Annotated in this window: 29 protein-coding genes; 10 read left to right on the forward strand and 19 right to left on the reverse strand. The window is 68.2% G+C overall.

Features of this window, described 5'->3' with window-relative positions; all coding sequences use genetic code 11:
* Positions 1-64: 64 nt before the first annotated feature.
* Entirely contained in the window at positions 65-2,365 is a 2,301-nt protein-coding gene (locus ABID41_RS10025; RefSeq protein WP_354297497.1) for a TonB-dependent receptor, read from the reverse strand.
* A 229-nt stretch (positions 2,366-2,594) separates the two neighbouring features.
* Here ABID41_RS10025 and ABID41_RS10030 point away from each other — a divergent pair, with 229 nt between their 5' ends.
* Positions 2,595-2,759: a hypothetical protein gene (locus tag ABID41_RS10030; RefSeq protein ID WP_331931481.1), complete on the forward strand. Its 165-nt coding sequence runs from the start codon at positions 2,595-2,597 to the stop codon at positions 2,757-2,759.
* 151 nt (positions 2,760-2,910) lie between these two features.
* Here ABID41_RS10030 and cysQ read toward each other — a convergent pair whose 3' ends face one another.
* Positions 2,911-3,675 carry a 3'(2'),5'-bisphosphate nucleotidase CysQ gene (gene cysQ / locus ABID41_RS10035; RefSeq protein WP_354297498.1) on the reverse strand — a complete coding sequence of 255 codons (765 nt, stop codon included), beginning with the start codon at positions 3,673-3,675 and terminating at the stop codon, positions 2,911-2,913.
* Positions 3,672-3,869, reverse strand: coding sequence for a DUF3553 domain-containing protein (locus ABID41_RS10040; RefSeq protein WP_354297499.1), 198 nt, complete (start codon positions 3,867-3,869; stop codon positions 3,672-3,674). Before ABID41_RS10040 ends, cysQ begins: the two co-directional genes overlap by 4 nt.
* A 66-nt stretch (positions 3,870-3,935) precedes the next feature.
* On the opposite strand from ABID41_RS10040, the gene chpT reads away from it, so the two are divergent.
* A complete protein-coding gene (chpT, locus tag ABID41_RS10045) occupies positions 3,936-4,607 on the forward strand; it encodes a histidine phosphotransferase ChpT (RefSeq protein ID WP_354297500.1) in 672 nt (223 codons plus the stop codon).
* Positions 4,608-4,752: 145 nt separating this feature from the next.
* On the opposite strand, the gene ABID41_RS10050 is transcribed toward chpT, so the two are convergent.
* Positions 4,753-6,114, reverse strand: a complete 1,362-nt coding sequence (locus ABID41_RS10050) for a metal-dependent hydrolase family protein (RefSeq protein ID WP_354297501.1) — start codon at positions 6,112-6,114, stop codon at positions 4,753-4,755.
* A 200-nt stretch (positions 6,115-6,314) separates the two neighbouring features.
* Here ABID41_RS10050 and ABID41_RS10055 point away from each other — a divergent pair, with 200 nt between their 5' ends.
* Complete coding sequence (locus ABID41_RS10055) at positions 6,315-7,133, forward strand: SDR family NAD(P)-dependent oxidoreductase (protein ID WP_354297502.1); 819 nt, start codon at positions 6,315-6,317, stop codon at positions 7,131-7,133.
* Positions 7,134-7,181: 48 nt separating this feature from the next.
* On the opposite strand, the gene ABID41_RS10060 is transcribed toward ABID41_RS10055, so the two are convergent.
* The 5 genes from ABID41_RS10060 to nepR all read right to left on the reverse strand — a co-directional run bounded on the left by ABID41_RS10060 (position 7,182) and on the right by nepR (position 10,721).
* Positions 7,182-7,907, reverse strand: a complete 726-nt coding sequence (locus ABID41_RS10060; RefSeq protein WP_354297503.1) for a glutathione S-transferase N-terminal domain-containing protein — start codon at positions 7,905-7,907, stop codon at positions 7,182-7,184.
* Between the two features lie 112 nt (positions 7,908-8,019).
* Positions 8,020-8,157, reverse strand: coding sequence for an entericidin A/B family lipoprotein (locus ABID41_RS10065; protein WP_354297504.1), 138 nt, complete (start codon positions 8,155-8,157; stop codon positions 8,020-8,022).
* A gap of 45 nt (positions 8,158-8,202) precedes the next feature.
* Positions 8,203-9,927 (reverse strand): sensor histidine kinase PhyK, encoded by a 1,725-nt coding sequence (gene phyK, locus ABID41_RS10070; protein ID WP_354297505.1) that lies wholly within the window; start codon positions 9,925-9,927, stop codon positions 8,203-8,205.
* Between the two features lie 9 nt (positions 9,928-9,936).
* The gene (locus ABID41_RS10075; protein WP_331929148.1) at positions 9,937-10,533 is read right to left on the reverse strand and encodes a sigma-70 family RNA polymerase sigma factor; all 597 of its coding nucleotides are present in this window, start codon (positions 10,531-10,533) and stop codon (positions 9,937-9,939) included.
* Positions 10,533-10,721, reverse strand: a complete 189-nt coding sequence (gene nepR / locus ABID41_RS10080) for an anti-sigma T factor NepR (RefSeq protein ID WP_331929149.1) — start codon at positions 10,719-10,721, stop codon at positions 10,533-10,535. The genes ABID41_RS10075 and nepR overlap by 1 nt, the downstream gene beginning before the upstream one ends.
* A gap of 220 nt (positions 10,722-10,941) precedes the next feature.
* Here nepR and phyR point away from each other — a divergent pair, with 220 nt between their 5' ends.
* Both phyR and ABID41_RS10090 read left to right on the forward strand, forming a co-directional pair.
* Entirely contained in the window at positions 10,942-11,736 is a 795-nt protein-coding gene (phyR, locus tag ABID41_RS10085; RefSeq protein ID WP_331929146.1) for an anti-anti sigma factor/receiver protein PhyR, read from the forward strand.
* A gap of 91 nt (positions 11,737-11,827) precedes the next feature.
* Positions 11,828-12,001 carry a DUF1328 domain-containing protein gene (locus tag ABID41_RS10090; RefSeq protein WP_331929144.1) on the forward strand — a complete coding sequence of 58 codons (174 nt, stop codon included), beginning with the start codon at positions 11,828-11,830 and terminating at the stop codon, positions 11,999-12,001.
* Positions 12,002-12,017: 16 nt separating this feature from the next.
* Here ABID41_RS10090 and ABID41_RS10095 read toward each other — a convergent pair whose 3' ends face one another.
* Positions 12,018-12,296, reverse strand: coding sequence for a hypothetical protein (locus ABID41_RS10095; protein ID WP_354297506.1), 279 nt, complete (start codon positions 12,294-12,296; stop codon positions 12,018-12,020).
* Between the two features lie 382 nt (positions 12,297-12,678).
* Between ABID41_RS10095 and ABID41_RS10100 the strand changes: the two genes are divergently transcribed.
* Positions 12,679-13,041: a hypothetical protein gene (locus ABID41_RS10100; RefSeq protein ID WP_354297507.1), complete on the forward strand. Its 363-nt coding sequence runs from the start codon at positions 12,679-12,681 to the stop codon at positions 13,039-13,041.
* A 275-nt stretch (positions 13,042-13,316) separates the two neighbouring features.
* Here the strand turns inward: ABID41_RS10100 and ABID41_RS10105 are convergent, their stop codons facing one another.
* Together ABID41_RS10105 and ABID41_RS10110 are read right to left on the reverse strand one after the other, a co-directional pair.
* Positions 13,317-13,760: an OmpA family protein gene (locus ABID41_RS10105; protein WP_354297508.1), complete on the reverse strand. Its 444-nt coding sequence runs from the start codon at positions 13,758-13,760 to the stop codon at positions 13,317-13,319.
* Between the two features lie 84 nt (positions 13,761-13,844).
* Positions 13,845-14,180, reverse strand: coding sequence for a YMGG-like glycine zipper-containing protein (locus tag ABID41_RS10110; RefSeq protein ID WP_354297737.1), 336 nt, complete (start codon positions 14,178-14,180; stop codon positions 13,845-13,847).
* A 133-nt stretch (positions 14,181-14,313) separates the two neighbouring features.
* Between ABID41_RS10110 and ABID41_RS10115 the strand changes: the two genes are divergently transcribed.
* A complete protein-coding gene (locus ABID41_RS10115) occupies positions 14,314-15,195 on the forward strand; it encodes a diacylglycerol/lipid kinase family protein (RefSeq protein ID WP_354297509.1) in 882 nt (293 codons plus the stop codon).
* Positions 15,192-15,992 carry a metallophosphoesterase family protein gene (locus ABID41_RS10120; protein ID WP_354297510.1) on the forward strand — a complete coding sequence of 267 codons (801 nt, stop codon included), beginning with the start codon at positions 15,192-15,194 and terminating at the stop codon, positions 15,990-15,992. The genes ABID41_RS10115 and ABID41_RS10120 overlap by 4 nt, the downstream gene beginning before the upstream one ends.
* Before the next feature lie 36 nt (positions 15,993-16,028).
* On the opposite strand, the gene ABID41_RS10125 is transcribed toward ABID41_RS10120, so the two are convergent.
* The 4 genes from ABID41_RS10125 to ABID41_RS10140 form a co-directional block, all read right to left on the reverse strand.
* The gene (locus ABID41_RS10125) at positions 16,029-16,202 is read right to left on the reverse strand and encodes a DUF1328 domain-containing protein (protein ID WP_331932990.1); all 174 of its coding nucleotides are present in this window, start codon (positions 16,200-16,202) and stop codon (positions 16,029-16,031) included.
* Between the two features lie 62 nt (positions 16,203-16,264).
* Positions 16,265-16,897, reverse strand: coding sequence for a superoxide dismutase (locus ABID41_RS10130; protein WP_354297511.1), 633 nt, complete (start codon positions 16,895-16,897; stop codon positions 16,265-16,267).
* A 72-nt stretch (positions 16,898-16,969) separates the two neighbouring features.
* Positions 16,970-17,356, reverse strand: a complete 387-nt coding sequence (locus ABID41_RS10135) for a hypothetical protein (protein ID WP_354297512.1) — start codon at positions 17,354-17,356, stop codon at positions 16,970-16,972.
* On the reverse strand, positions 17,353-17,676 hold the full coding sequence (locus tag ABID41_RS10140; protein WP_331932993.1) for a glycine zipper domain-containing protein: 324 nt from the start codon (positions 17,674-17,676) through the stop codon (positions 17,353-17,355). The genes ABID41_RS10135 and ABID41_RS10140 overlap by 4 nt, the downstream gene beginning before the upstream one ends.
* A gap of 193 nt (positions 17,677-17,869) precedes the next feature.
* On the opposite strand from ABID41_RS10140, the gene ABID41_RS10145 reads away from it, so the two are divergent.
* Together ABID41_RS10145 and ABID41_RS10150 are read left to right on the forward strand one after the other, a co-directional pair.
* Entirely contained in the window at positions 17,870-19,279 is a 1,410-nt protein-coding gene (locus ABID41_RS10145) for an HWE histidine kinase domain-containing protein (RefSeq protein ID WP_354297513.1), read from the forward strand.
* A gap of 94 nt (positions 19,280-19,373) precedes the next feature.
* Positions 19,374-20,408, forward strand: coding sequence for a serine hydrolase domain-containing protein (locus tag ABID41_RS10150; RefSeq protein WP_354297514.1), 1,035 nt, complete (start codon positions 19,374-19,376; stop codon positions 20,406-20,408).
* A 7-nt stretch (positions 20,409-20,415) separates the two neighbouring features.
* Here the strand turns inward: ABID41_RS10150 and ABID41_RS10155 are convergent, their stop codons facing one another.
* From ABID41_RS10155 to ABID41_RS10165, 3 genes are all read right to left on the reverse strand, one after another.
* A complete protein-coding gene (locus tag ABID41_RS10155) occupies positions 20,416-21,213 on the reverse strand; it encodes an alpha/beta fold hydrolase (RefSeq protein ID WP_354297515.1) in 798 nt (265 codons plus the stop codon).
* 75 nt (positions 21,214-21,288) lie between these two features.
* Positions 21,289-21,498 (reverse strand): hypothetical protein, encoded by a 210-nt coding sequence (locus ABID41_RS10160; protein WP_354297516.1) that lies wholly within the window; start codon positions 21,496-21,498, stop codon positions 21,289-21,291.
* A 95-nt stretch (positions 21,499-21,593) separates the two neighbouring features.
* Positions 21,594-21,800 (reverse strand): cold-shock protein, encoded by a 207-nt coding sequence (locus ABID41_RS10165; RefSeq protein WP_331928714.1) that lies wholly within the window; start codon positions 21,798-21,800, stop codon positions 21,594-21,596.
* Positions 21,801-22,010: the final 210 nt, after the last annotated feature.

A 22,010-nucleotide genomic window follows, 5' to 3' on the forward strand; every position in this document is an offset into this window, starting at 1 on the left:
ACCTTAGAATGAACGGCCCCGCCAGGGGAGGATGGCGGGGCCGACGCCGTGGCTCTGGTGGGGATCAGAACCGGGCGTTGAGGGTCAGGATCGCCTGGCGGCCGGGGCCGTAGTCGGCGTGGTGAACGCCGTTGGTCCGGGCGATGTAGTCCTTGTCGCCGACGTTCTGGACGTTGAGCTGCAGGTCGAGCTTCTCGTTGATGCGGTAGGCCGCATAGAGGTCGAAGCGCCAGTAGGCCGGGGCGTAGACGCGGTTGGTCCCGCCCCCGGCGCCGCCCTGGTTGCCGCCGTACATCTTCGAGACGTAGTAGGCGCCGCCGCCGAGGCTGAAGGCGTCTGTCACGTTGTAGGTCGTGAACATGCTGAAGGTGTGCTCGGGCGTGTTGGCGAGCCGGTCGCCGACGTTCACCGAGTTGTAGGCGCCCCGCTTCAGCTCGCTGTCCATGTAGGTGTAGCCGCCGAAGACGCTCCAGGCCGGGAGGATCTGGCCGTTCACGCCGATCTCCAGGCCCTGGACCTCGACCTCGCCTACCTGGGCGTAGACGCCCGCGTCGATCAGCACCTGGGCGTTCTCCCGCTTCATGTGGAAGAGCGCCGCCGAGGTCGAGAGCCGCTCGCCGAAGAAGGCCCACTTCACCCCGACCTCGGCCGAGGCGATCTCCTCGGGATCCAGCAGGACGTTCGACAGGTTGCCGCTGCCGGCGCCGGTGGTGTTCTGGTCGCCGCCGGCGATGGTCGGCGGCGTCGAGGAGGTGCCGTAGGAGGCGTAGAGGCTGCCGTTCGGCGTGGGCTTGTAGACCAGCCCGACCTGATAGTTGGTGAAGCTCCAGTCTCCGTCGCGCGGGGTGATGGTCGTGCCGGTGATCACGCCCTGGCTGCTGGCGACGCTGACGTCGCGGCCCTTCACCGAATACTCGTCGTGACGGATCCCGAGGTTCAGGAGGAGCTTGTCGCCGAACGAGATGGTGTCGAACGCGTAGACCCCGACCGTCTTGGCGTAGTTCACCGAAGGGTCGGGCCGGTTGATGGTTCCCTGCCAGGGATCGCTCGGGCTGGGGGCGAAGACCCGGGTGCAGTCGCCGATCCCTGCGCTGGTCGCATTGTTGGTGAAGCCGGCGGGGCAGGCGGCGCCCGCGGTGGTGTAGATCACATAAGAGGCGTTCCTGTTGGTCTCGCGCGAAAGCTCGAGGCCGACGTCGTAGCTATGCTCGATGCCGCCGGTGGAGAACTTGCCGTAGAAGTCGGTGACGTTGGCGACGGTGGTGGTCGGGTTCCAGCGCGACTTGGTCCCGCGCTTCATCCACCACTCGCCGGCGACGAACTGGGCCGCGCCGCCGTCGCCCGGATTGGTGACCAGATAGTCGTTCAGGGTCTTCGAATAACGGAAGACGTTGCGGAAGGTGATCACGTCGTTGATGTCGTGCTCGGCGATCAGGGTGAAGGTGTCGGCCTTGCTCTTCTGGAAGTCGCGCGCGGTCAGGCCGTAGAAGGCGTCGCGCGGAACGTTGAGCACGCCGCTCGCGGTCGGCCGCGGCGCGCCCGCGCCGAGCTTGGTGAACAGCGGCACGCCGTAGTCAGGCAGCTCGTCGCGATCGATGTGCGCGTAGCTGGCGGTGAGGCGGCTGCCCGTTCCCAGGCCGATGGACCCGGTGATCGCCGCGCCCCAGGTTTCGAAGTCGACCACATCGCGGCCGGGCGTGTCGCCTTGGCCGGCCATCAGGTTCACCCGCACCGCGGAGGTCTCGCCAAGCTGGTAGTTGGCGTCGACCGAACCGCGCAGATAGCTGTCCGTGCCGGCTCGGACCTGGCCGCTCGCCGACGTGCCCAGGTGAGCGCGCTTGGTGGTCAGGTTGATGGCGCCGCCGCCCGAGCCCCGGCCGTTGAAGGTCGAGTCCGGGCCCTTGATGACCTCTACCTGCTCCAGGTTGAACAGGTCGCGGATCTGGCCGCCAGAGTCGCGGACGCCGTCCACGAAGACGTTGTTGCCGGAGGCCTGGCCCCGGATGAACGGCCGGTCGGCCAGCGGCTGGCCGCCCTCGCCGGCGCCGAAGGTGATTCCCGGCGAGGTGCGCAGGATGTCCTGCAGCGAGGTGGCGGCGGTCTGCTCGATGATCGCGCGCGGGATCACCGTCACGTTCCGCGGGGTGTCCAGCAGGTCGGCGGTGAACTTGGGGGAGGTGGGCTCGGTGGCGAACTGGCCTTGAACGTGCACGCTGCTGACCTCGGTGGCGTCGCCGGCTCCAGCGGCGTCGTCGGCCAGCGCGGTCTGCGGAACCAGGGCCAGGCCGGCGATGCCGGCCACTGCTGCGGGTGTCAGCGCCTTGCGCGCATAGGCGCGCACCCCGCTCGTGCGTCGAATGTCCACTCAAATAACCCCAGAAGCGAATGAAAGTGCGAGTCGTTATTAGGTTCCGGGGTTGGGCTTAGCAATGAGAATTATTCGCAACTAATCCAAAGGTGGAAAAAATGTGGCGCCGGCGTCACTGCCGCGGCCTTCGTCGCAAGCTGGGCCGTATTTATCGCCGGCCGCTCGCAACCTCGGCTTGTCGGGAGTGTTCCGGTGGTGCGCGACATTCCGCGCCGGAAAAGAGCCGATGACCGAACTGCGCCTCATGGATGTCGCGCGACCCTATCTCTGGGTGGCCGCGACGGCCTTCACGATCGGCTTCGCCGGCTACCTGATCTTCGGCCAGCCGCGAGCCCCCGCCTACGCCGAGCGATCGCCGCCGGTCGCTTCGGATTCCCTGCGGGCGGCTTAGGGCTCCGAGATCCCTCCCTGGGGCGGGGCGTGCCGGGATCCATACGCATCCGCTTTTCCCGGCGATTCTCCGCGTCCATGGATGGCCGGGACCCGATGGCCCGGCCATGACGGACAAGTGTGGCGGGCGCGACGGCGCCTCCCGGGTCTCCTCAAGCCCCGCGGGCGACGAACCAGCCGTTGCGGAAGCCTTCGCCGGTCTTGCCGTAAAGGACGTCTTCGCCTTCGGGAGTCTTCACCTGGCCGCCGGCTGCCGCCAGCACAGCATGCCCGGCGGCGATGTCCCACTCCATGGTGGGGCCGTGGCGGGGATAGATGTCGGCCGAACCCTCGGCGATCCGGCAGAACTTGATCGAGGAGTCCATCGGCTCGCGCAGGTCGAAGCCGTACTGCTCCGCCAGCTTGACCGCGGTCTCTTCCTTCATGGTGTGGCTGACCAGGGCGATCGCCTTGCCCTGCGGCCAGGGCCGCGCCCGCGCCGGGTGGGCCGAGCCGCCGTTGCTGCGCTTCATGGCGCCGGCGGCGGTGGTGAACCAGGTCTCGCCCGTGGCCGGGGCGGTGACCGCGCCGGCGACCGGGCGGCCGTTCTCCACCAGGCCGATGTTCACCGTGAAGTTGGGATCGCCGCGAACGAAGGCCTTGGTGCCGTCCACCGGGTCCACCAGAAAGAAGCGCGGGCCGATCGAATCCGGCGTGCCGAACTCGCTGGCGTCCTCCTCGGACACCACGGGAATGTCAGGAAAGCGCGCCGCCAGCCGTTCGATGATCAGGGCCTCGCCGCGGCGGTCGGCCTCGGTCACCGGGCTCTCGTCGGCCTTGGCGAAGACCGTCAGCTCGGATTTCCAGAGCGGCAGGATCAGGGCGGCGGCTTCTTCGCAGATCTCGGCCAGCGCCTCGCCGATGTCACCGCCGCTCATCGCGCGCCCCGCGGATCGTCGGCCACGAAAACCAGGCGCACGACACTTGCGTCGATCACCTGCTTGCCTGCGTTTTCGAAGTTCACTGTCACCTTGCGTCCCGTAATCGAGTGAATCTGACCGATCCCCCAGTCGTCCTGCGCCGGATGCTTGACCAGGACGCCGGGCTCCAGGAAGGGATCGAGACCGCTCATGCAGCCGTTCTCTAGAGGGAGCGGCGCGTTTGCCAAAGCGCCAAATCAGGACAAGTTCACCGCGCTATGATCGACGGCGAAGACACACCCGAACTCACCGCCCCGGCCCCGCTGCGCACCGCAGAGGTCGCCGCGTATCTCGCCGCGCGCATGTGTCACGACTTCATCAGCCCGGCCAGCGCCATCGTCTCGGGCCTGGACCTGCTGGATGACCCCAGCGCCCAGGACATGCGCGAGGACGCCATGAACCTGATCGCCAGCTCGGCCCGCAAGCTGGCGGACCTGCTGGCCTTCTCGCGGGTGGCTTTCGGCGCCTCGGCCTCGGCCGAGACCTTCGATCCACGGGAGCTGCACAAGCTCGCCCAGGGGGTCTTCAATCACATGCGGGCGGAGCTGGACTGGCAGGTCGAGGCGCCGGCGGTGAACAAGCCGGCCGCCCGCGCACTGCTGAACCTCGCCCAGATGGCCGGCGCGGCCCTGCCCACCGGTGGAACCGCCAAGGTCCGCGCGGTCGCCCAGGGCGCGACCATCGCCATCGCCGTCGAGGCGGTCGGCCCCAAGGCGCGGCTGCGGCCCGAGGTGCTGCGCGGCCTGCGCGGCGAGCCGCTGGGAGAGGGCCTGCACGGCCATTGGGTCCAGGCCTATTACGTCCACCTCTTCCTGGGCGACGCCCAGGGCCGGGTCTTCGCCGACGTGAACGAGGAAAAGGTCACCTTCGCCGCCACGACCCCGGCTTAGAGAGCTCGGGCAGCGGGTCGGATGAGGGGAAGACCTATCGGCGCCTAGGCGCTTGCCGGAGAGGCGGCAGCCCCTCATCGGTCGGCCTTCGGCCGACACCTTCTCCCACAAGGGGAGAAGGATACGGACCGGCAGGCTTAGCTATCTAGTTCGGCGGGAAGGCGGCGCGTTGGCCGTCGAGCTTGGCGACCACGCCGCGGTGCATCACGAAGGTCGGGTGCTCCAGCTCGGTGACGTCGTTCAGCGGGCTCTTGGCGACCGCGATGATGTCGGCGTCCTTGCCGGCTTCCAACGTGCCGATGCTGGCCGAGCGGCCCAGCAGGTCGGCGGCGTTGACCGTCGCGGCCTTGATGGCTTCGGACGGGCTCATGCCGACGCTGACCATCAGGGCGAACTCCTTGCCGTTGTCGCCGTGGGCCGAGACGCCGGTGTCGGTGCCGAACGCGATCTTCACGCCCGAGGCGATGGCCCGGCGGTGGTTGTCCATCGCCGCCTTGGCCGCGATCTCGGCCTTTTCCAGCGAGTTGCGCGAGCGGGCGCCGGCGCGGGCCTGGTCGAGGGCGGTCTTCGGGGCCAGCATGGTCGGCACGAAATAGGCGCCGGTCTTCTTGAAGAGGCTGTCGGTCTGGGCGTTGCCGAAGGTGGCGTGCTCGACCGAGTCGACCCCGGCGTTCAGCGCGCCGACGATGCCGTCCGTCCCGTGGGCGTGAGCGGCGACCTTGCGGCCGAACAGGTGGGCGGTGTCCACGATCGCCTTCATCTCGTCGTCGAACATCTGGGCGCCCAGGCCGCCGGCGACGTTGGACAGCACCCCGCCGGTGGCGGTGAACTTGATCACGTCCGCGCCTTGGCTGATCTGGGCGCGAACGGCGCGGCGGCAGTCCTCGGCGCCGTCGCAAACGTTGTCGCCGTCGCGGTGAGCGGCCTCGGTCAGGTCGCGGTTGAGGTTGTTGGAGCCGTCGCCGTGGCCGCCGGTGACGGTGATCGGGCGGCCAGCGGCCAGGATGGTCGGGCCGGTCAGCAGGCCGTTGTTGATCCCGTCGCGCAGGGCGGTGACGCTGCGGATGTCGCTGCCCAAGTCGCGGATGGTGGTGAAGCCGGCTTCCAGGGTGCGGCGGGCGTTGTCGATGCCGACCACCATGTCGTCTTCGATGTCGCGGGTGGTCGCGGCCATCTGGGCCTTGACCTTGTCGTCGTCGCTGAAGATGTGGACGTGGCTGTCGATCAGGCCCGGCAGGACGAACTGCTGGGTCAGGTCCAGCACCTGGGCGCCGGCCGCGCCGACGGCGTCCGGCGCGGCGAAACCGTCGCGCACCGACTCGATCTTGCCGTTGCGCACCACCAGGGTGGAGGCCCCGCGCGGCGCCTGGCCCGGCTTGTCCAGCAAGGCGCCGGCGTGGATCACCACGACCTTGTCGGCGGGCGCCGGACCGCCCTGCGCTGCGGCATGGCCGGCCAGGCCCAGGCCGACAAGAATGGCAGCGAGCGACGCCGAGACCTTACGCATGAAATATCCCCCCTTGGAAAAGGCGGGCACTCTACCTTGAGCGTCGCCGGCGTCCATAGCCGCGGTGAGGTTCGTGGGGCTCTAGGGCGCGCAATGGGGTTTGCGGCGGCCGCGCTAAAGGTGTTTCAATGGATCGGTACGGCGGCCTCCCCCGAGGGGCCGGCGAATTAAAAACAATCATTTCATTAGGGAGATTTTCGATGGCTGACATCCGGGTGAATTCCGACGGCCCCCTGAAGGGCCGCGTCGCGCTGGTCACCGGCGCCAGTCGCGGGATCGGCGAGGCGATCTGCGCCCGCCTCGCGCAGGAAGGCGCCAAGGTCGTCGCCTCGGCGCGCACCGCGGAGTCCGGAGACAGCCGTCTGCCCGGCACCCTGACCGAGACGGTCGACCGCATCGGCAAGGCCGGCGGCCAGGCCGCCTTCATCAAGGCCGACCTCGCCCTGGCGGCCGATCGCGAGCGCCTGATCCAGGAGGCCGAGGCCAAGTTCGGCCCGATCGACATCCTGGTGAACAACGCCGCCATCACCTACTTCATCCCGGTCGAGGAATTCCCCGAGAAGCGGTTCAAGCTGATGATGGAGGTGCAGGTCTATGCGCCCTTCCATCTGTCGCAGCTCGTCATCCCCGGCATGCGCGAGCGGGGCGGCGGCTGGATCGTCAACATCTCCTCGCCGGCCGGCCTGCACCCGAAGATGCCGTTCCAGCGCGGCCGCGGCGGCACCGTCTACGGCATGTGCAAGGCGGCGCTCGAGCGCTTCACCACGGGCCTGGCTTCCGAGGTCTATGACGACAACATCGCCGTCAACGTGGTCTCGCCCGGACTCGTCGACACCCCCGGCGTGGCCGTTCACGGCCTGATCAACGAGAACAGCAAGGACCGCGTCCAGCCGATCGAATACATCGCCGAGGCGGTCTATCGCCTGGCTTCGGGCGATCCGAAGTCCATGACCGGCCGCATCGACTACGCCGAGCCGTTCCTGAAGGAACTGGGCGTGAAGCCGGCCGAACTGGTCTGATCCATCGCAAGGCAGGCCGGTCCGATCAGGGCCGGCCGCCAGGCGTTTCTAGGCGACGGGCGCCGGGCGGGCGCGCTGGTTGTAGAGCAGCTTGCGCCGGCGTTCCTGTTCCTCGGGGCTGACGGAGGCGGGGTCCTCGACCTCGCCGACGCTGGCCTCCATGCCGCGCTTGAGGGCCGGGCGCTCGGAGAGCTCCTCGAACCAGCGCTTGAAGTACTTGAATTCGCCTAAGTCGATGCCCTGCGCCTTCCAGCCGGCGGTCCAGGGATAGGAGATCATGTCGGCGATCGTGTAGTCGTCGCCGGCGATGTAGCGGCGGTCATAGAGCCGGTTGTTCAGCACCCCGTAGATGCGGTGCGTCTCGTCGTTGAACCGGCGCTGGGCGTAGGACTGGTCGCCGTGCTCGGGCGCCACCCGGCTGAAGTGGCCGCGCTCGCCGAACTTTGGACCCTGGTTGGCCATCTGCCAGATCACCCACTGGATGACCTCGTACTTGCCGCGGACGTCGGTCGGCAGGAAGCGGCCGGCCTTTTCGGCGAGGTAGAGCATGATCGCGCCGGACTCGAAGACGCTCAGCGGCGGCCCGCCGTCGGCCGGCTCGTGGTCGACGATGGCCGGCATCCGATTGTTGGGGGAGATCTTCAGGTAGTCGTCGGTAAACTGGTCACCGCGGCCGATGTTCACCGGCACGATGCGGTAGGGCAGGCCCAACTCCTCGAGCAGGATGGTGACCTTCTTGCCGTTCGGGGTCGGCCAGTAGTGGACGTCGATCATCGCGCGCCTCATGCGGCTTGACGGGAGAGACGCTCAGCCTCCCCCGCGCCGGCGGGCGGCTCAATCCACGATTTCTAAAAGGCGGTCGCCGATAGCTGGAGCGCGTCGGGCCTTAGCGCTTGGCGTCCTCGGCCGTGTCGCTGACCGCTTCGCCTGCGGCCTTCACGTCCTGGCCGGCGCCCGAGACGGTGTTGCAGGCGCTGACCGCGAGGCTGGCGGCGAAGGCCACGAAAATCACGAGTTTACGCATGGGGCATGCCTCTTCTGGGGATCTTGTGTGCGGCGCCATTAACGGTCACGCCGCGGCCTGGTTCCCCCTTCCGCGGTCCTGCCGACCGGCCGCCTCGTCGGTCGGAGTCGGGAAGATCAGCCGCGCGGTGATCCCGCCCTTTTCGTTGCGGAACACCTCCGAGCGGCCGCGAAGCTGGCGTCCGAAGGCGGTCATCAGCGTGCGCCCGACGCCGGAGGTGGCCAGGGCGTTCTCGGGCGCGTCGCCGTCGTCGCTGATCTCCAGCTCCGCCTCTTCGCCGCGGACGGTGAAGTTGACGGTGAGCTGGCCGCCGCGGCCGGCGAAGGCGTGCTTCTGAGCGTTGGTCACCGCCTCGACCGCGAACAGGGCCAGCGGCGCCAGCCGGTCGGGGTCGATGACTAGGTCGTCGACGTGGATCTCGGTCCGCACGTGGGCGCCCTGCACCGCGTCGGCGGCGATCAACTGGGCGGTCAGCTCCTCCAGGAAGGCGCGCAGGTCGACCCGCTTCAGGTCCGGCCCCTGGTAGAGGGCGCGATAGATCAGCGCCAGGGCGGTGATCCGCTGGCGGGTGTCGGACATGGCCGCCCGCGCAGCCGGGTCGGAGAGCGCCCGCTGCTGCATGTTCAGCAGCGAGGAGATGACCTGCAGGTTGTTCTTCACCCGGTGGTGGATCTCGCGCATCAGGTCGTCCTTCTGCGCCAGGGAGTCGCGCAGCGAGGCGTCGCGGCCGACGATGGCGTCGGCCATGTCCTCGAGCGTCTCGGCCAGGTCGCGGATCTCCGGCGGGGCCTGGTCGGCATGGACCGGCCGCACGCTGAGGCGTCCGCGGGCGTAGAGGGCGGCGATCCGCTGGAGATAGGCGATCCAGCGGGTCACCACCCGCTCGGTCACCACCGACACCGCCAGCAGGGCCAGGATGAAGGTCAGGATCGGGAAGACGATGCTGGTCAGCGGGTTCAGCGTCGCCCACGAGAACAGGCCGCCGGACTTCGCCGAGAGGATCACGAACAGCTCGTCGGCCACCAGGGGGGCGGCCGAGAACACCCGCTGCTGGCCGCGCAGGTCGCGGTCGTACCAGACCATGGAGCCCTGCTTCAGGGCCTTGTCGCGCCAGTCGGCGGGCAGGTCGGGAAAGGCCTCCTTGTCGGTGGCGTTGATGTAGTCGCCACGGCCGTCGGCCAGCGCCACCTCCGCGCCCTGGGGCAGCGAGCGGTCGGCCGTGCGCGGCGCCAGGCTCTCCAGCGAGATCACCGCCACCAGGGCCCCGTCGAACCCGACCTGTGGGTCGGAGGCCGGCACCGCCGCCAGCAGGGCGGGCACGTCGGCGTAGCTCGCCCCGGTGTCGCGAGTGATGACCAGGCTGTCGCCGGCCGCCAGGCGGCGGAACCAGGGGCGGTCGAAGCGATCCGGGTCGGCCGGCACGTCACCGGCGGCGCAGGCCACCCGGCCGCGCCGGTCGAAGCGTATGAGGTTGCTGTAGCCGGGAATGCGGTGGGTCACCTCGGCCAGCCGCTGCGCGCAGTTGAAGCCCACCGAACCGGGGGCCAGGGTCTCCAGCAGGATGTCGGCCGCTTCCATGCGGGCCCGCGCGGTCGCCGCGCTACGCTCGGAGGCCGCCGCCAGCTCTTCGCGGAGCTGCACCCCCTCGCGCCGGAACGCGATGCCTGACTGCAGGATTCCCAGGATCAGGACAGGCAGCAGCGCAGCCGCCAGGGCTGCGGTCAATCTGACCCGTATCGTCGACAGGGAACCCCAGGGCGAGCCTTCCATGCGCACCGCCTATCGCGCGGTGCTCAGGCGCTCCGCATCGGCGAGGATAGCGCTCATGGCGTCGCCTGCCGCGCTCCCATCCCGCTCGTATGACCCGTCGTCTAGGATCACGTGCAAAGCCTTTCGCGCCCGGCTAACCCGGCTTTTCACCGTCCCCACGGCGCATCCGCAGATCTCGGCGGCCTCTTCATAGGCGAAGCCGCCCGCTCCGACCAAGATTAAAGCTTCCCGTTGTTCCGGAGGCAGTTGAGCGAGGCTGAGGCGAAGCTCGTCCAGGGCGACCGGCGCCTCCGGGTCGTCCACCGCCACCAAGGTGCGTTCGGCCGCCTCCTGGTCGAGCTGGCTCTGGCGCCAGGAGCGGCGCTTTTCGGAATAGAACTGGTTGCGCAGGATCATGAAGGTCCAGGCCTTCATGTTGGTCCCGATCTGGAAGCTCGCGCGTGCGTCCCAGGCCTTCATCATCGCGTCCTGGGCTAGGTCGTCGGCGGTGGCCGGATCGCCGGCCAGCGTCCTGGCGAAGGCCCGCAGGTGCGGGATCAGCTTCACGAGTTCGCGCTTGAACACTTCATCGTCGTCGGAAAGCCGGGCCTTGCTTTGCTCGGCCATCAGCCGTTCTCCGCCGACTTCTTGTCCGCTTCGCGAAGGATGGCGAGGAACTCCTCGGGCACCGGCTCGGAGACCACCTCGTCGAACATCTGACGGAGGCGCACGCCAATCGCCTGTTGCCGGAGCCGCGCTTCGTCGAGCGCTGCCGGCGACCTGCGTCGATCTTCCGTGGCGTGGTGCTCTATCATGTTCTTGGCGCCCGGCTTTCGCGGAGCCCGCCCCCTCGGTTCGTTCTCGTCGCCGGTCAACGCCTCACCCCACCCAGGGTTCCACACGGTAAAGATTGTAACATGCAGAAAACCGGGCAGTGAGGGAACCGGTTCCCAAAGGCGACGTTTCGGGCAAATGATGCCCAGGGCAGGGGAGCGTCCCTGCTTGGCCGTAATTTCCCATTGGGAGGGGTTGATTTTGAGTCTTCTGGCCCGACTTGCGCCGCACCTGCCTTATGTGCGCCGGTATGCGCGCGCGCTTACGGGTGATCAGACCACCGGCGACCATTATGTTCGCGTTGCGCTGGAGGCCTTGGCGGCCGGCGAGCGGCAGCTCGAGGCGAACCTCACTCCCCGCGTCGCGCTCTATCACATCTTCCACGCCATCTGGCTTTCCAGCGGCGCCCAGCTCGAGGCGCCCGGCGACGACGAGTCCGGCGACGACGCCAGCCGCCGGCTGATGCGGATCGCCCCGCGCTCGCGCCAGGCCTTTCTGCTGACCGCTCTGGAAGGCTTCACCCCCTCGGAGGCCGCCCAGATCCTCGGGGTCGAGTTCTCCGAGGTCGAGCGCCTGATCGCCGAGGCCCAGGCCGAGATCGACGCCGAACTGGCCACCGACGTGCTCATCATCGAGGACGAGCCGGTGATCGCCGCCGACATCGAGGCGCTGGTGACCGAGATCGGCCACACCGTCACCGACATCGCCGCCACCCGCACCGAGGCGGTCGACGCAGTCAGCCGCAAGACGCCTGGCCTGGTGCTCGCCGACATCCAGCTGGCCGATGGCTCATCCGGCATCGATGCGGTGAAGGACATCCTGGCCCGGTCTGACATCCCGGTGATCTTCATCACCGCCTTCCCCGAGCGCCTGCTGACCGGCGAGCGTCCGGAGCCGACCTTCCTGATCACCAAGCCTTTCCAGCCGGAAACCGTGAAGGCGGCGATCGGCCAGGCGCTGTTCTTCCATCCGCGCCACGCGCGAAAGGCGGCCTGAGCCGCCGGAACAGGGGCAGGTCCCCAGCGTTCCCAAAGAAGCACGCCGCGCCGGTCCCGGCGCGGCGTTTTCGTTTGAGGGAGATGCAAGGATGCTCGGCTGGGCGCTGGTTTTCGCCTTGATGGCCCTTGTCGCCGGCTTTCTCGGCTTTGCGGGCCTCGCCGGCTTTGCGGCCACGGTGGCGAAGATCCTGTTCGTGATCTTCCTGGTGCTGCTGGTGGCCACCTTCGTGGTGCGAGCCTTCCGCGGCCGCTCGGTGCTCTAGGGCGCGTTGGAGCCGCCTAGCGCGGCCCGGTCTCGGCGGTCGGCGAGGGCGTCGTCTGCTGAACGCCCGGCGCCGGCTCGCCCATGTCGAAGGCTCGGGCGTCGGACATCTGGCGGGCGTTGTTCGGCGCCGTCGAGGCCAGGTCCTGATGTCTCCACGACCAGGCGCCGAACAGGGCCAGCGCCGCCAGGGCGGTGGAGACGACCAGAACCCAGAACATGTGGACACCGAAGCGGCCCTGGCGCGCACGCGTGGCGTTGAGGCCGGAACGGGAAGAGGGTCGGGTGATCGCCATATGGGAAACCTCCGAAAACGCTAAGGCGATGTTCCGCCAAACGGCCCCGGGGGAACCGGGCGGGCCGTGTCGTTGCGGACCACGGACATGTGGCCCAAAAGCGCGCCGGCCATGGCCACCGCCAGGATCACCGCAATTGCGGTCCAGCGGCGCCTGACGCTGCCGTCATGATCAAGCTGCGAACTGCTCCAGCCTTCATCCTGCCCTTGCGCCATGTTCCTCCCCTGACACGTCTGGCGTTTGTCAGGCTAACGTGCGCGGCCGTAGAGCTGTTCCCTGGCCGGGCCGCGTCGGGGAGGGCGATCGCATTTGCGGCCCGCTCCGGCGCCGGCGCGCGATGGGCGATCCTCGCCTCTTGGCGGGATCGTCCGCATGGATCTGGATGAGGGGGTTCGACATCATCGTCCGTACGCCTATCTATGTGGGCATGAAGCGTATGAAGATGACCACCGGCGCGCTCCTGGGCCTGCTGCTCGCCGGCGCCGCCCACGCCCAGCCGGCCTCCAGCCTCGAGGGCAAGATCGTCCGCGGCCAGTCCGGGACGGTGCTCGGCTATGTGGAGCGGGTGATCACGCGGCGCGACGGCACGCCGGCCCAGGTCCTGGTGCGCCCGAAGGGACCGGCCGCCGCCGGCCCGCGCAGCCTTGCCTACAAGTCGCTGAAGTTCGAAGGCGGCGACCTCACCGCGCCTCTCACCCAGGCCGAATTCAACGCCATGCCGGCCGTCCAGGTGGCCCCCAAATAGGCGCGAAAAAATTTCGGCTGCTCGGGGAACGATTGGACTGGGCGTGGGTTTAGTGATTGCGGAGGCGGCGACGCCCCCCCCGACTTGAGGCCGGCGAACATGCCGGTCTGCCGTCTCCGCACCCCTTTTCTCGATGATGCGCACTTGAGAGGCGGGCCTTGAGCCCGCCTTTTCTTATGCCCGGGTTCAGGCCCGACGGCTTTGGCGGATGGCGCCATCGACCGGCAATCCTTCCACGCCGGAAGGATTGCCGAATTTTCGAGCGGACGCCCCGGTTAGGGCGCGCTGAGCTCGATGGTCACGTCGGCGCGTCGGCGCACCGGCCGGTCCTCGCCGCCGGAGGTGACCGCATCGGCCTGGCCGGCCGCCGTCAGGTCGAACTCGGCGTTCGGCAGGCCGTTGGCGATCAGGGCCCGGGTGACCGCAGCCGAGCGCTTCTTGGAGATGTCCATGTTGGCCTGCGGCGCGCCGACGGCGTCGGCCAGGCCCAGGACCCGCACCCGGTCGATCCTGCACGGCTTGGCCTGGCCCGCGGCCGCGCGAAGCACCGCCTGGCCCTCGCGGGTGAGCTCGGCGCTGTCCGGATCGAAATAGACCTGCACGGTGATGTCGTCGCAGGCGGCGGCTTCCTTGACGATGCTCGCCCGGGTCTTGCCCATGCCCGAGCATCCCGCCAGCGCCAGGCTCGCCGTCAGCATCAGGATCGCTGAAGTCTTCATTCGCAGCCCCATTGAAACAGCCCTTCAATGCAAAGGGGCGGCCAGCTTAGCTGACCGCCCCCTCAAGACTAGTCCTCGCAGCCATCAGCGGGGGCTACCGTCTTCCCAATAGTAACGGCCGCTGCCGGAGTCGTAGTAGTAATAGCGCCCGGCGCGTTCATCATAATATTGCCGGCGCTGATTGCCTTCCGCGCCGCAGCTTCCGTCCTGGCGGCAGCCGCGGACCACACCGGCCGCGCCGCCCAGGGCCGCGCCGATCGCTGCGCCCGTCCCGGCGTCGCCGCCACCCACGTTGTTTCCGATCACGGCGCCTGCCAGGGCGCCCAGCGCGGCGCCGCCGGCGGCGTTGCGCTCGACGTTGCCGGTGCTGGTGCACGCCGAGGCCAGAAGGGCGGCCCCAGCCAGCGCCGCCATAGGCATGAGAGATTTGGCCTTGAGCATTTAGCTCTCCTTACTTTATCCCGCCGACCCGAACGCGCCGCTTAAGGCAGAGTTCCGACCGGAACCGCGTCACGCCGCCCCCGTTAGGGGCTTGCTCAACCCCAAGAGGACTATGGTCGAACGACCTCAAATCTCCCGTATCGAAGTGGTGATCAACACAGCTTCCGGCGGCGCCACGCCCGCGGCGGCCGAGGAGGTGCGGGCGATCCTGAACAAGCGTGGCCTTTCCGCCAACATCCAGGTGGCGGGCGGCGCCGACGTGGCCGAGCTTCTGCAGGCGGCGATCGACGCGCGGCCGGACCTCCTGATCGTCCTGGCGGGAGACGGCACGGCGCGTTCGGCGGCCGAGCTGGCGGGGCCGGACGGGCCGCTGCTGGCGCCGCTGGCGGGCGGGACGATGAACATGCTGCCCCATGCGGTCTATGGCGCGGTCCCCTGGCCGGAGGCCCTGGCCGAGGTTCTCGACCGTGGTGTCGAGAAGCGAATCGGCGGAGGCCGCATCGACGGCCGCAGCTTCCTGGTGGCCGCCATCGTCGGCGCTCCGGCCCTGTGGGCCCCGGCCCGCGAGGCGGTGCGCGAGGGCAAGCTCGGCCTGGCCATGGCGCGGGTGCGCCGGGCCTGGGGCCGGGCCTTTTCCGGCCGGCTGCGCTATTCCATCGACGGCGGCCTGCGCGGCAAGGCCGAGGCGCTGGCCTTCCTCTGCCCGCTGGCCTCCAAGGCGCTGGACGATCGCGAGCAGGCCCTGGAGGCGGCGGTGATCGACGCGCGCAACGTCGCCGAGGCCGCGCGCATCGGCTTCAACGCGCTCATCGACGACTGGCGCAAGGACCCGGCGGTGAAGGCCCTGGCCTGCCGGGAGGCGCGGATCTGGGCGGCGGGCCGTGTGCCCGGCGTGCTGGACGGCGAGCCGGTCTGGCTGCCGGCCAAGGCCAGCGTCGACTGGCGGCCCAATGTCGCCCGCCTGCTGGCCCCGCCGGAGGAGCACGGGATTTGATCCGCATCGCCCATCTCTCCGACATCCACTTCGGCGGGGAGAACGTCGCGGCGGTGGCCGCTGCGGCGGAGGCCTTGAAGGCGGCGGCGCCGGATCTCACCGTCGTCTCGGGCGATCTCACCCAGTTCGGCGAGCCTCACGAGTTCGCCGCCGCCGCCGACTGGCTGGCGCAGGTTCCGGGGCCGCGGCTGGTCTGCCCAGGCAACCATGACTCCCCCTATCTGGCCTGGTGGGAGCGGTTCTACAGTCCTTTCGGCCGCTTCGAGCGGGCCATCGGACCGGCCGACCCGCAAGTCCACGACGCGCCCGGCCTGGCCGTACGAGGTATCAACACCGCCCGCGGCGTCCAGCCCCGCCTCAACTGGTCCAAGGGCCAGGTCTCCGCGGCCCAGGCCCGAGAGGCCGTCGCCTGGCTGGCCAAGGCGCCGGCCGACGCGCTCAAGGTGGTCGTCTGCCATCACCCGCTCGTAGAGATGATCGGCGGCCCGATGACCGCGCGGGTCTGGGGCGGGGAGGCGGCGGCCCGGGCCCTGGCCCGGGGCGGCGTGGACCTCGTGCTCTCGGGCCATATCCACGCGCCCTTCGTCTGGCCTTACGCCTATGGCGACGGCTGTTCCCACGCGGTGGGCGCAGGCACGCTTTCCCTGCGCGAGCGCGGCGTGCCGCCGGGCTTCAACCGGATCGAGGTGAGCGAGGCGCAGGTCTCGGTCATCGCGATGGCCTGGACCGGCTCGCATTTCGAGCCCGCCCGCACCTGGTCCATCGATCGCCGGAAAGCAAAACGCCCGCCCCGGTGAGGGCGGGCGTTCGCAGGTTCTCGTCAATCCTGGCGGCTACAATGAGCTTCGGCCTCGAACCATGTGCATGATCAGAGAAACCACGAATAGCACCAGGAACACGAAGAACAGAATCTTAGCGACACCCATTGCGGCGCCGGCGATCGAGGTAAAGCCAAGTACGCCGGCGATCAGGGCGACCACCAAGAAAGTCAAAGCCCATCCGAGCATGTCGTTCCTCCGGAATTCGTATCACCGGTAAGAACGCCTGGCCCTGACGGGTGTTCCGGAAACTAGACCGGCTTGGGGTGCTGCCAGCCTTCGCCGCCCGACTTGGAGGCTTCATACTGGCTCTGAGCCAGTTCCCAGTTGGGCATGGCGTCGAACCAGGCCTTCAGGAAGCCCTCGCGGTCGTTCTTGTAGTCGACGTAATACGCGTGTTCCCACAGGTCGCAGACCAGCAGCGGGACCAGGTCCTGGGTCAGCAGGTTTTCGCCGTCGTGGGTGTCGACGATCTTGAGGGCGCCCTTGTCGGAGGCCAGCCACACCCAGCCGGAGCCGAAGTGGGCGACGCCCTTGGCGACGAATTCCGCCTTCAGCTTTTCCAGGCCGCCCAGGTCGCGGTCGATAGCGGCGGCGAGGTCGCCGGCCGGCTGCGACTTGGCGGGCGACATGCACGCCCAGAAGAAGCTGTGGTTCCAGATCTGGGCCGCGTTGTTGAACAGCTTGCGGGTTTCGGCCTTGCCGGCGCTCTCGCGGACGACCTGTTCAAGGCTGGCCGGCTTATCGCCCTTTTCGGACAGAATCTGGTTGGCGACGTCGACATAGCGCTTGTGGTGCTTGTCGTGATGCAGGTGCATCGTCTCTTTCGAGATCACCGGCTCAAGAGCGGCGTGGTCGTAGGGAAGGTCAGGCAGTTCAAACATGGACATATCCTGCGAGATCAGCGGTGAACCGCCGCAATGCCCAGCTAAACCCGGAATGTCCAGTTTGGTTCTTTATTTCTTCGAGGCGCGACCCGCCATCAACGCCGAAACGACCGTCGCCGTCGTGCGCGGATTCTTCAACGCCACTGCGGCGATGGCGCCTGCGATGCCCAGCGCCACCAGCGGCTTGGCCTGGACCAGTTCAAACATTCGCGAGGCGAGGTCCTTGGGCTCCTCCTGCTGACGCCGCGGCGGCGAAGCGCGATAAAGCATCACCGCCGATATGGCGGCCGCCAGCAACACCGCCGCTCCGGCGACGATCACGCTGGCCCAGGCGTCGCCCACCAGCGGCCGCATGGCCGCGTGCAGCGACAGGGCCAGGAAGACAATGCAAATGACCGCCGTCGCGGCGAGCGAGACGACGGCCGTGACGTAGTAGATCGCCTTGCGTAGGATCAATGCTTGCGGCCGCTCGACAGCAGCAGGCCGATCAGCAGGCCGACGCCGAGCGCCGCGCCGGTGGCGATCAGCGGACGTTCCTTGACCCGCTCGACCACGTAGCGCTGGGCTTCTTCCATGTGCTCGCCGGCGTTGTCGGCGTAGGTGCGGCTCTGGGCGCGAATCTGCTCCAGGCCCTCGGCGACGACCTTCTCGAACTTCTTGGCGGCTTCGCCGAAGCTGCGCTGGGCTTCCGCGGAGAGCTTGGAGGCGGATTCGGCCACGGCCTGGGCGGCCGCCTTGGCTTCGTCTTTGGCGTGGTCGACGGCGTTGGTGGCCATGTCAGTCTCTCCAGATCCGGGCGGGTGAGGCGTTCCTAGCGTCAGCTTGGCTAATCAAGCCTTGCCGAAACGTCAAAAACCATAAGCGGTTCCTGGTTGTCCGGAAAGCAATTTGGGGCTTCGATCCCTAAATCTCAGCATACAACTTATGGTTCCTGTCGTTCCCACCCGAACCTGGCTTTATGGACCCGCCATGGCGACGCGCGCCGAACAGAATCTAGACCGGGAACGCCTCGAGCTGGCGCTCGAATCCGCACGCCTGGGCGACTACGAGTGGGACATGGTCCGCGACGTGGTTCGTATCAGCCCGCGGATGAGCGAGATCACCGGCCTGCCTGCGGGCGAGTGGCCGGCCGAGAAGGGCGAGCTGCTCTATCGCGGCGTCCACCCCGACGACCGGGCCAGGACCCAGAGCGCCATGGAGAAATCCATGCGCGAGGAGGGGCGATTCGAGGTCGAGTATCGCCGCATCCGCCCCGATGACGGCCGCACCGTCTGGGTCCGCACCTCGGGCATCCTGGCGTGCGACGAGGATGGCCGCCCGATCAGCGCCTGCGGCATCGTCCAGGACATCGCCGACGAGCGGGCCGAGGACGACCGCCATCGCGCCCTGATGGCCGAACTCGACCACCGGGTGAAGAACGTGCTGGCCGCGGTCCAGGCCCTGGCGGTGCAGACCGCCAAGCGCACGACCTCGCTCGACAGCTTTCTCTCCACCTTCTCGGGCCGCCTGAAGGCGATGGCTTCGTCCAACGAGCTGCTCACCGCCGCACGCTGGCGCGGGGCCGCGATCGCCCATCTGGCGGCCGCCGAGCTCGGCGGCATCGCGCCGGGCCAGACCCGCTGGGACGGCCCCGAGCTGTTCCTGACCCCGCGCGCGGCCAACGCCCTGTCGCTCGCCCTGCACGAGCTGGCCACCAACGCGGTGAAGTACGGCGCCCTGGCCAGCGAGAACGGCCGGGTGGAGGTGCGCTGGCATCGCATCGCCGACGGCGGCTTCGAGCTCTTCTGGACCGAGACCGGCGGCCCGCCGGTCTCCCCGCCCACGCACAAGGGCTTCGGCGCGACCCTGCTCGGCCAGGTCACCGGTCGCGAGCTGAACGGCGAGGCCACGATCGAATACGGCCGCGGAGGGGTGCGCGCGCATCTGCGCGCCGGGCCGGCGGCGGTGGTCTCGCGGCCCGAGACGGTCCCCGAGGCGCCCGCCCTGCGCAAGATCGAGGTCAGCCCGGCGGCCGAGGGGCCGACCGATCTGAAGGGCGCCCGGGTGCTGATCGTCGAGGACGCCGTGCTTCTGGCGCTGGAGCTGGAGACCGGCCTGTCGGACGCAGGCGCCCAGGTCGTCGGCCCCGCCTACGAACTGGCCGAGGCGATGAGCCTGCTCGGCAGCCCGATCGACGCCGCAGTGCTCGACGCCAATCTCAACGGCCTGGCCGTCACCCCGGTCGCCGAGGCCCTGGCCGCACGCAACGTGCCCTTCGTCTTCGCCACCGGCTACGGCGACGCCGGCGCGCCGCTCGGCTTCGACGCCCCGATCATCCGCAAGCCCTACGACGTCACTCAGGTCGCCGCCGCCGTCGCTGGCCTGCTGGCGGACCGCTAGGGATCGATCCAAGCTCAATGGGATGCTCAGCAGCGTTGCCTGCAGCGATCCCGCACGCCAGGATTGCGGTTGCCGAAGGGTCCGGAGCTCAACCGTGTTTGCAGACGCATTGGTCACGACGATAGATCGCGCGATCGACGCGCAGATCAAGGCTCACCACTTGCCAGGCTTGGCGATGGCGATCCTCAAGGACGGGGAGTTGGCGCTTTCCCGCACGATAGGTCTGGCCAATCTCGAATGGCCTGCGCCGGTGACCAAAGCCACGCGGTTTCAACTTGCCTCGGTCACCAAGCTTTTCACCGCTGTTCTGCTCATGCGCCTAGTCGAGGAAAAGGCGCTATCGTTGGATCAGTCGATCACCGACCACCTTGAGGGCGCGCCCGCTTCCTGGCGTCCGATCACCATCCGCCATTTGGCGAACCACACGTCCGGTTTGCCGACCGGCATGGCGGCGGGCGGCATCGTCCCGGAGCTGATGACGCCGCAAATCAAGACGCCCCAGGACATTGCGCGCTTCGCCGCAGAGCTGCCCTTGGCACACGCTCCAGGAGAGGCGTCCGAATATGGGCTCTTGGATTACGCCCTCCTGACCGCGGTGATGGAACAGGCCGCATCGGCCAAATACGCCGAGCTCCTTGCTCGCAGGCTCGCCGGGCCGCTGAATCTCTCCGTGGTGTTCGACAATGCGGTGGATCGGGGAATGTCCCGCGTCGCCGACGTTATTCCGCAGCGGGCGTCGACCTATATGTGGGACGGCGCTCAACAACGGCGGATGGAGGTCATCTATCCACGCTGGAGCTATAGCGCAGGCGGCCTCTATGGCTCGCTGGACGATCTGGTCGCCTTCATGGCCGCGCTCGACAGGGGCGTCCTCATGCCCGAGTCCCTGGGCGCGATGTTCGCCTCGTCCGAAGTGAGCGGCGCGCCGCCCGCTCCCTTCGCGCTGGGCTGGATCCCAGGGGAGGTCCTAGGCAGGGCGACGGTGGGGCATAGCGGAGGGCCTGCACTGGCGGATGTCTTGCTAGCGCCCGGCGAAAGGCTGTCTGTGATCGTGCTCTGCAATCAGTTCGCCATGCCTCCTCAGATCGCCCGCGAGGTGATGACGATCCTACTGGAAGCGGCCGCCTGACGGCGCATCATCTGCGCAGGAATTCGATCATGGCCGGGGTGGCGGTGCGGTCCTGGATCATGAACAGGTGGCCGCCTTCGAAGAACCTCAGCTCTGCGCCGGGGATTTGCGAGGCCAGCCGCTCAAGAGTCTGCGGCGGGGCGATGCCGTCGTAGCGGCCACCCGCCACCAAGGTCGGAGCCTTGATCTGGCCCAGGCGATCCCAAGTGTCGTGCCCGGCCCGGGCTTCCAGTTGACGGTGCGCGCCTTGCGCGTGGCCCGGCTCGTCCGCGAACGGGTCGGCGGCGGCCAGGACGATCGCCTTGGCGTAGGCTTCCGGATTGGCCTTGGCCCAGGCCATGTCGCGCCGGGTGTCGGAGATCGGTGTCAGGTATTTCGCGCGGGCCTCGCCCTTCAGGTGCTCGATCTCGTGGAAGGGGAAGGAGGCGCCGCCCGCCCCGCCGGGCGAGGTGCAGGCCAGCACCAGACGCCGCACGCGACCGGGATGACGCAGGACCAGCTCCTGGGCGACCATGCCGCCGAACGAGACCCCGACGACGTTGGCGCGCGCCCAGCCCTGGCTCGCCATCAGGGCCGCGGCGTCGTCCGCATAGTCGGCCATGGAGTAGGGAACGTCCGGCTTGTCCGACCGCCCCAGCCCGCGTTGGTCGTAGGAGATCATGTCGAAGGCCTTGGGGAACGGCCCGTCGAACTGGTTGGGCTTGTTCCTCAGATCGCCGCCGGTGCCGGAAATGAACAGCAGCGGCTCACCCGCCCCGGCGCGCTCGAAATAGATGGAAAGGCCGTTTACGGCGGCTGTGGGCATGGGCTCCCTCCCGGCTGTCGCGCCTACACATTGCAGGCGAAAGCCGGGTTCGTCAGCCCCGTGGACTTTGCGAGCCTAGGCCAGCCGGGGATCGGCTTCCTCTCGCCGGCGGCAGATCAGGACACGCCGCGGGCCCTCCCACACCGTCACGTGGGCCGCGGCCTCATGCTGGGTCAGGATCGTGGCGGCGAGCCAGAGTGCGGCCTGGTCGTCGTCGCAGGCGTGGGCCTCGAAGCTCGGGGACACGCCGTCGTTCTTGGTCGGGTAGAAGACGTAAAGGGGCATTCTGTCCTTTCCAGGCCAGGCCTAGAAGAGGTCGGCGCGACGTCCGATGTCTTCGACACCGGACGCGCAGCCTTGGGCGCCCCCGCGCTTTAGGATCAGGCTTGAAGCTGGCCGGCCGAGTACTTGCCGCTGCGCTGATCGCGCTCGAGTTCGAAGCTCAGCTTCTGGCCTTCGTGCAGGCTCGTCATGCCGGCCCGCTCTACCGCGGAGATGTGCACGAACACATCGGCGCCGCCATCGTCAGGTTGGATGAAGCCGAAGCCCTTTTGGCCGTTGAACCACTTTACAATGCCAGTTTTCATTTTACCGTCCCTTTCCGGACATAAGTTATCGCGCCCAAAAGACAGGGCGCTGATCAAAATTTCGGATAGGTCAGGAAGCAATTGCGAAGCTAAATTCGATAATTTTAGCGGCGCGGCGTCGAGCCAAGACGAGATTTGACTTTTGAATTTTGCGCCAAAAACGGCGCGTCCACAAGTATGATTCGGAAAAACTCGAAATTAAGCCGATAT

Source organism: Phenylobacterium koreense, assembly GCF_040545335.1.
In the GTDB taxonomy this organism is placed as follows: domain Bacteria; phylum Pseudomonadota; class Alphaproteobacteria; order Caulobacterales; family Caulobacteraceae; genus Phenylobacterium; species Phenylobacterium koreense.

Coding starts and splice junctions, on each gene's coding strand:
- ABID41_RS10030 (WP_331931481.1), top strand. CDS start 2,595: ATGACCGAACTGCGCCTCATGGATGTCGCGCGACCCTATCTCTGGGTG.
- cysQ (WP_354297498.1), bottom strand. CDS start 3,675: ATGAGCGGCGGTGACATCGGCGAGGCGCTGGCCGAGATCTGCGAAGAA.
- ABID41_RS10040 (WP_354297499.1), bottom strand. CDS start 3,869: ATGAGCGGTCTCGATCCCTTCCTGGAGCCCGGCGTCCTGGTCAAGCAT.
- chpT (WP_354297500.1), top strand. CDS start 3,936: ATGATCGACGGCGAAGACACACCCGAACTCACCGCCCCGGCCCCGCTG.
- ABID41_RS10050 (WP_354297501.1), bottom strand. CDS start 6,114: ATGCGTAAGGTCTCGGCGTCGCTCGCTGCCATTCTTGTCGGCCTGGGC.
- ABID41_RS10055 (WP_354297502.1), top strand. CDS start 6,315: ATGGCTGACATCCGGGTGAATTCCGACGGCCCCCTGAAGGGCCGCGTC.
- ABID41_RS10060 (WP_354297503.1), bottom strand. CDS start 7,907: ATGATCGACGTCCACTACTGGCCGACCCCGAACGGCAAGAAGGTCACC.
- ABID41_RS10065 (WP_354297504.1), bottom strand. CDS start 8,157: ATGCGTAAACTCGTGATTTTCGTGGCCTTCGCCGCCAGCCTCGCGGTC.
- phyK (WP_354297505.1), bottom strand. CDS start 9,927: ATGGAAGGCTCGCCCTGGGGTTCCCTGTCGACGATACGGGTCAGATTG.
- ABID41_RS10075 (WP_331929148.1), bottom strand. CDS start 10,533: ATGGCCGAGCAAAGCAAGGCCCGGCTTTCCGACGACGATGAAGTGTTC.
- nepR (WP_331929149.1), bottom strand. CDS start 10,721: ATGATAGAGCACCACGCCACGGAAGATCGACGCAGGTCGCCGGCAGCG.
- ABID41_RS10090 (WP_331929144.1), top strand. CDS start 11,828: ATGCTCGGCTGGGCGCTGGTTTTCGCCTTGATGGCCCTTGTCGCCGGC.
- ABID41_RS10095 (WP_354297506.1), bottom strand. CDS start 12,296: ATGGCGATCACCCGACCCTCTTCCCGTTCCGGCCTCAACGCCACGCGT.
- ABID41_RS10100 (WP_354297507.1), top strand. CDS start 12,679: ATGAGGGGGTTCGACATCATCGTCCGTACGCCTATCTATGTGGGCATG.
- ABID41_RS10105 (WP_354297508.1), bottom strand. CDS start 13,760: ATGAAGACTTCAGCGATCCTGATGCTGACGGCGAGCCTGGCGCTGGCG.
- ABID41_RS10110 (WP_354297737.1), bottom strand. CDS start 14,180: ATGCCTATGGCGGCGCTGGCTGGGGCCGCCCTTCTGGCCTCGGCGTGC.
- ABID41_RS10115 (WP_354297509.1), top strand. CDS start 14,314: ATGGTCGAACGACCTCAAATCTCCCGTATCGAAGTGGTGATCAACACA.
- ABID41_RS10125 (WP_331932990.1), bottom strand. CDS start 16,202: ATGCTCGGATGGGCTTTGACTTTCTTGGTGGTCGCCCTGATCGCCGGC.
- ABID41_RS10130 (WP_354297511.1), bottom strand. CDS start 16,897: ATGTTTGAACTGCCTGACCTTCCCTACGACCACGCCGCTCTTGAGCCG.
- ABID41_RS10140 (WP_331932993.1), bottom strand. CDS start 17,676: ATGGCCACCAACGCCGTCGACCACGCCAAAGACGAAGCCAAGGCGGCC.
- ABID41_RS10145 (WP_354297513.1), top strand. CDS start 17,870: ATGGCGACGCGCGCCGAACAGAATCTAGACCGGGAACGCCTCGAGCTG.
- ABID41_RS10155 (WP_354297515.1), bottom strand. CDS start 21,213: ATGCCCACAGCCGCCGTAAACGGCCTTTCCATCTATTTCGAGCGCGCC.
- ABID41_RS10160 (WP_354297516.1), bottom strand. CDS start 21,498: ATGCCCCTTTACGTCTTCTACCCGACCAAGAACGACGGCGTGTCCCCG.
- ABID41_RS10165 (WP_331928714.1), bottom strand. CDS start 21,800: ATGAAAACTGGCATTGTAAAGTGGTTCAACGGCCAAAAGGGCTTCGGC.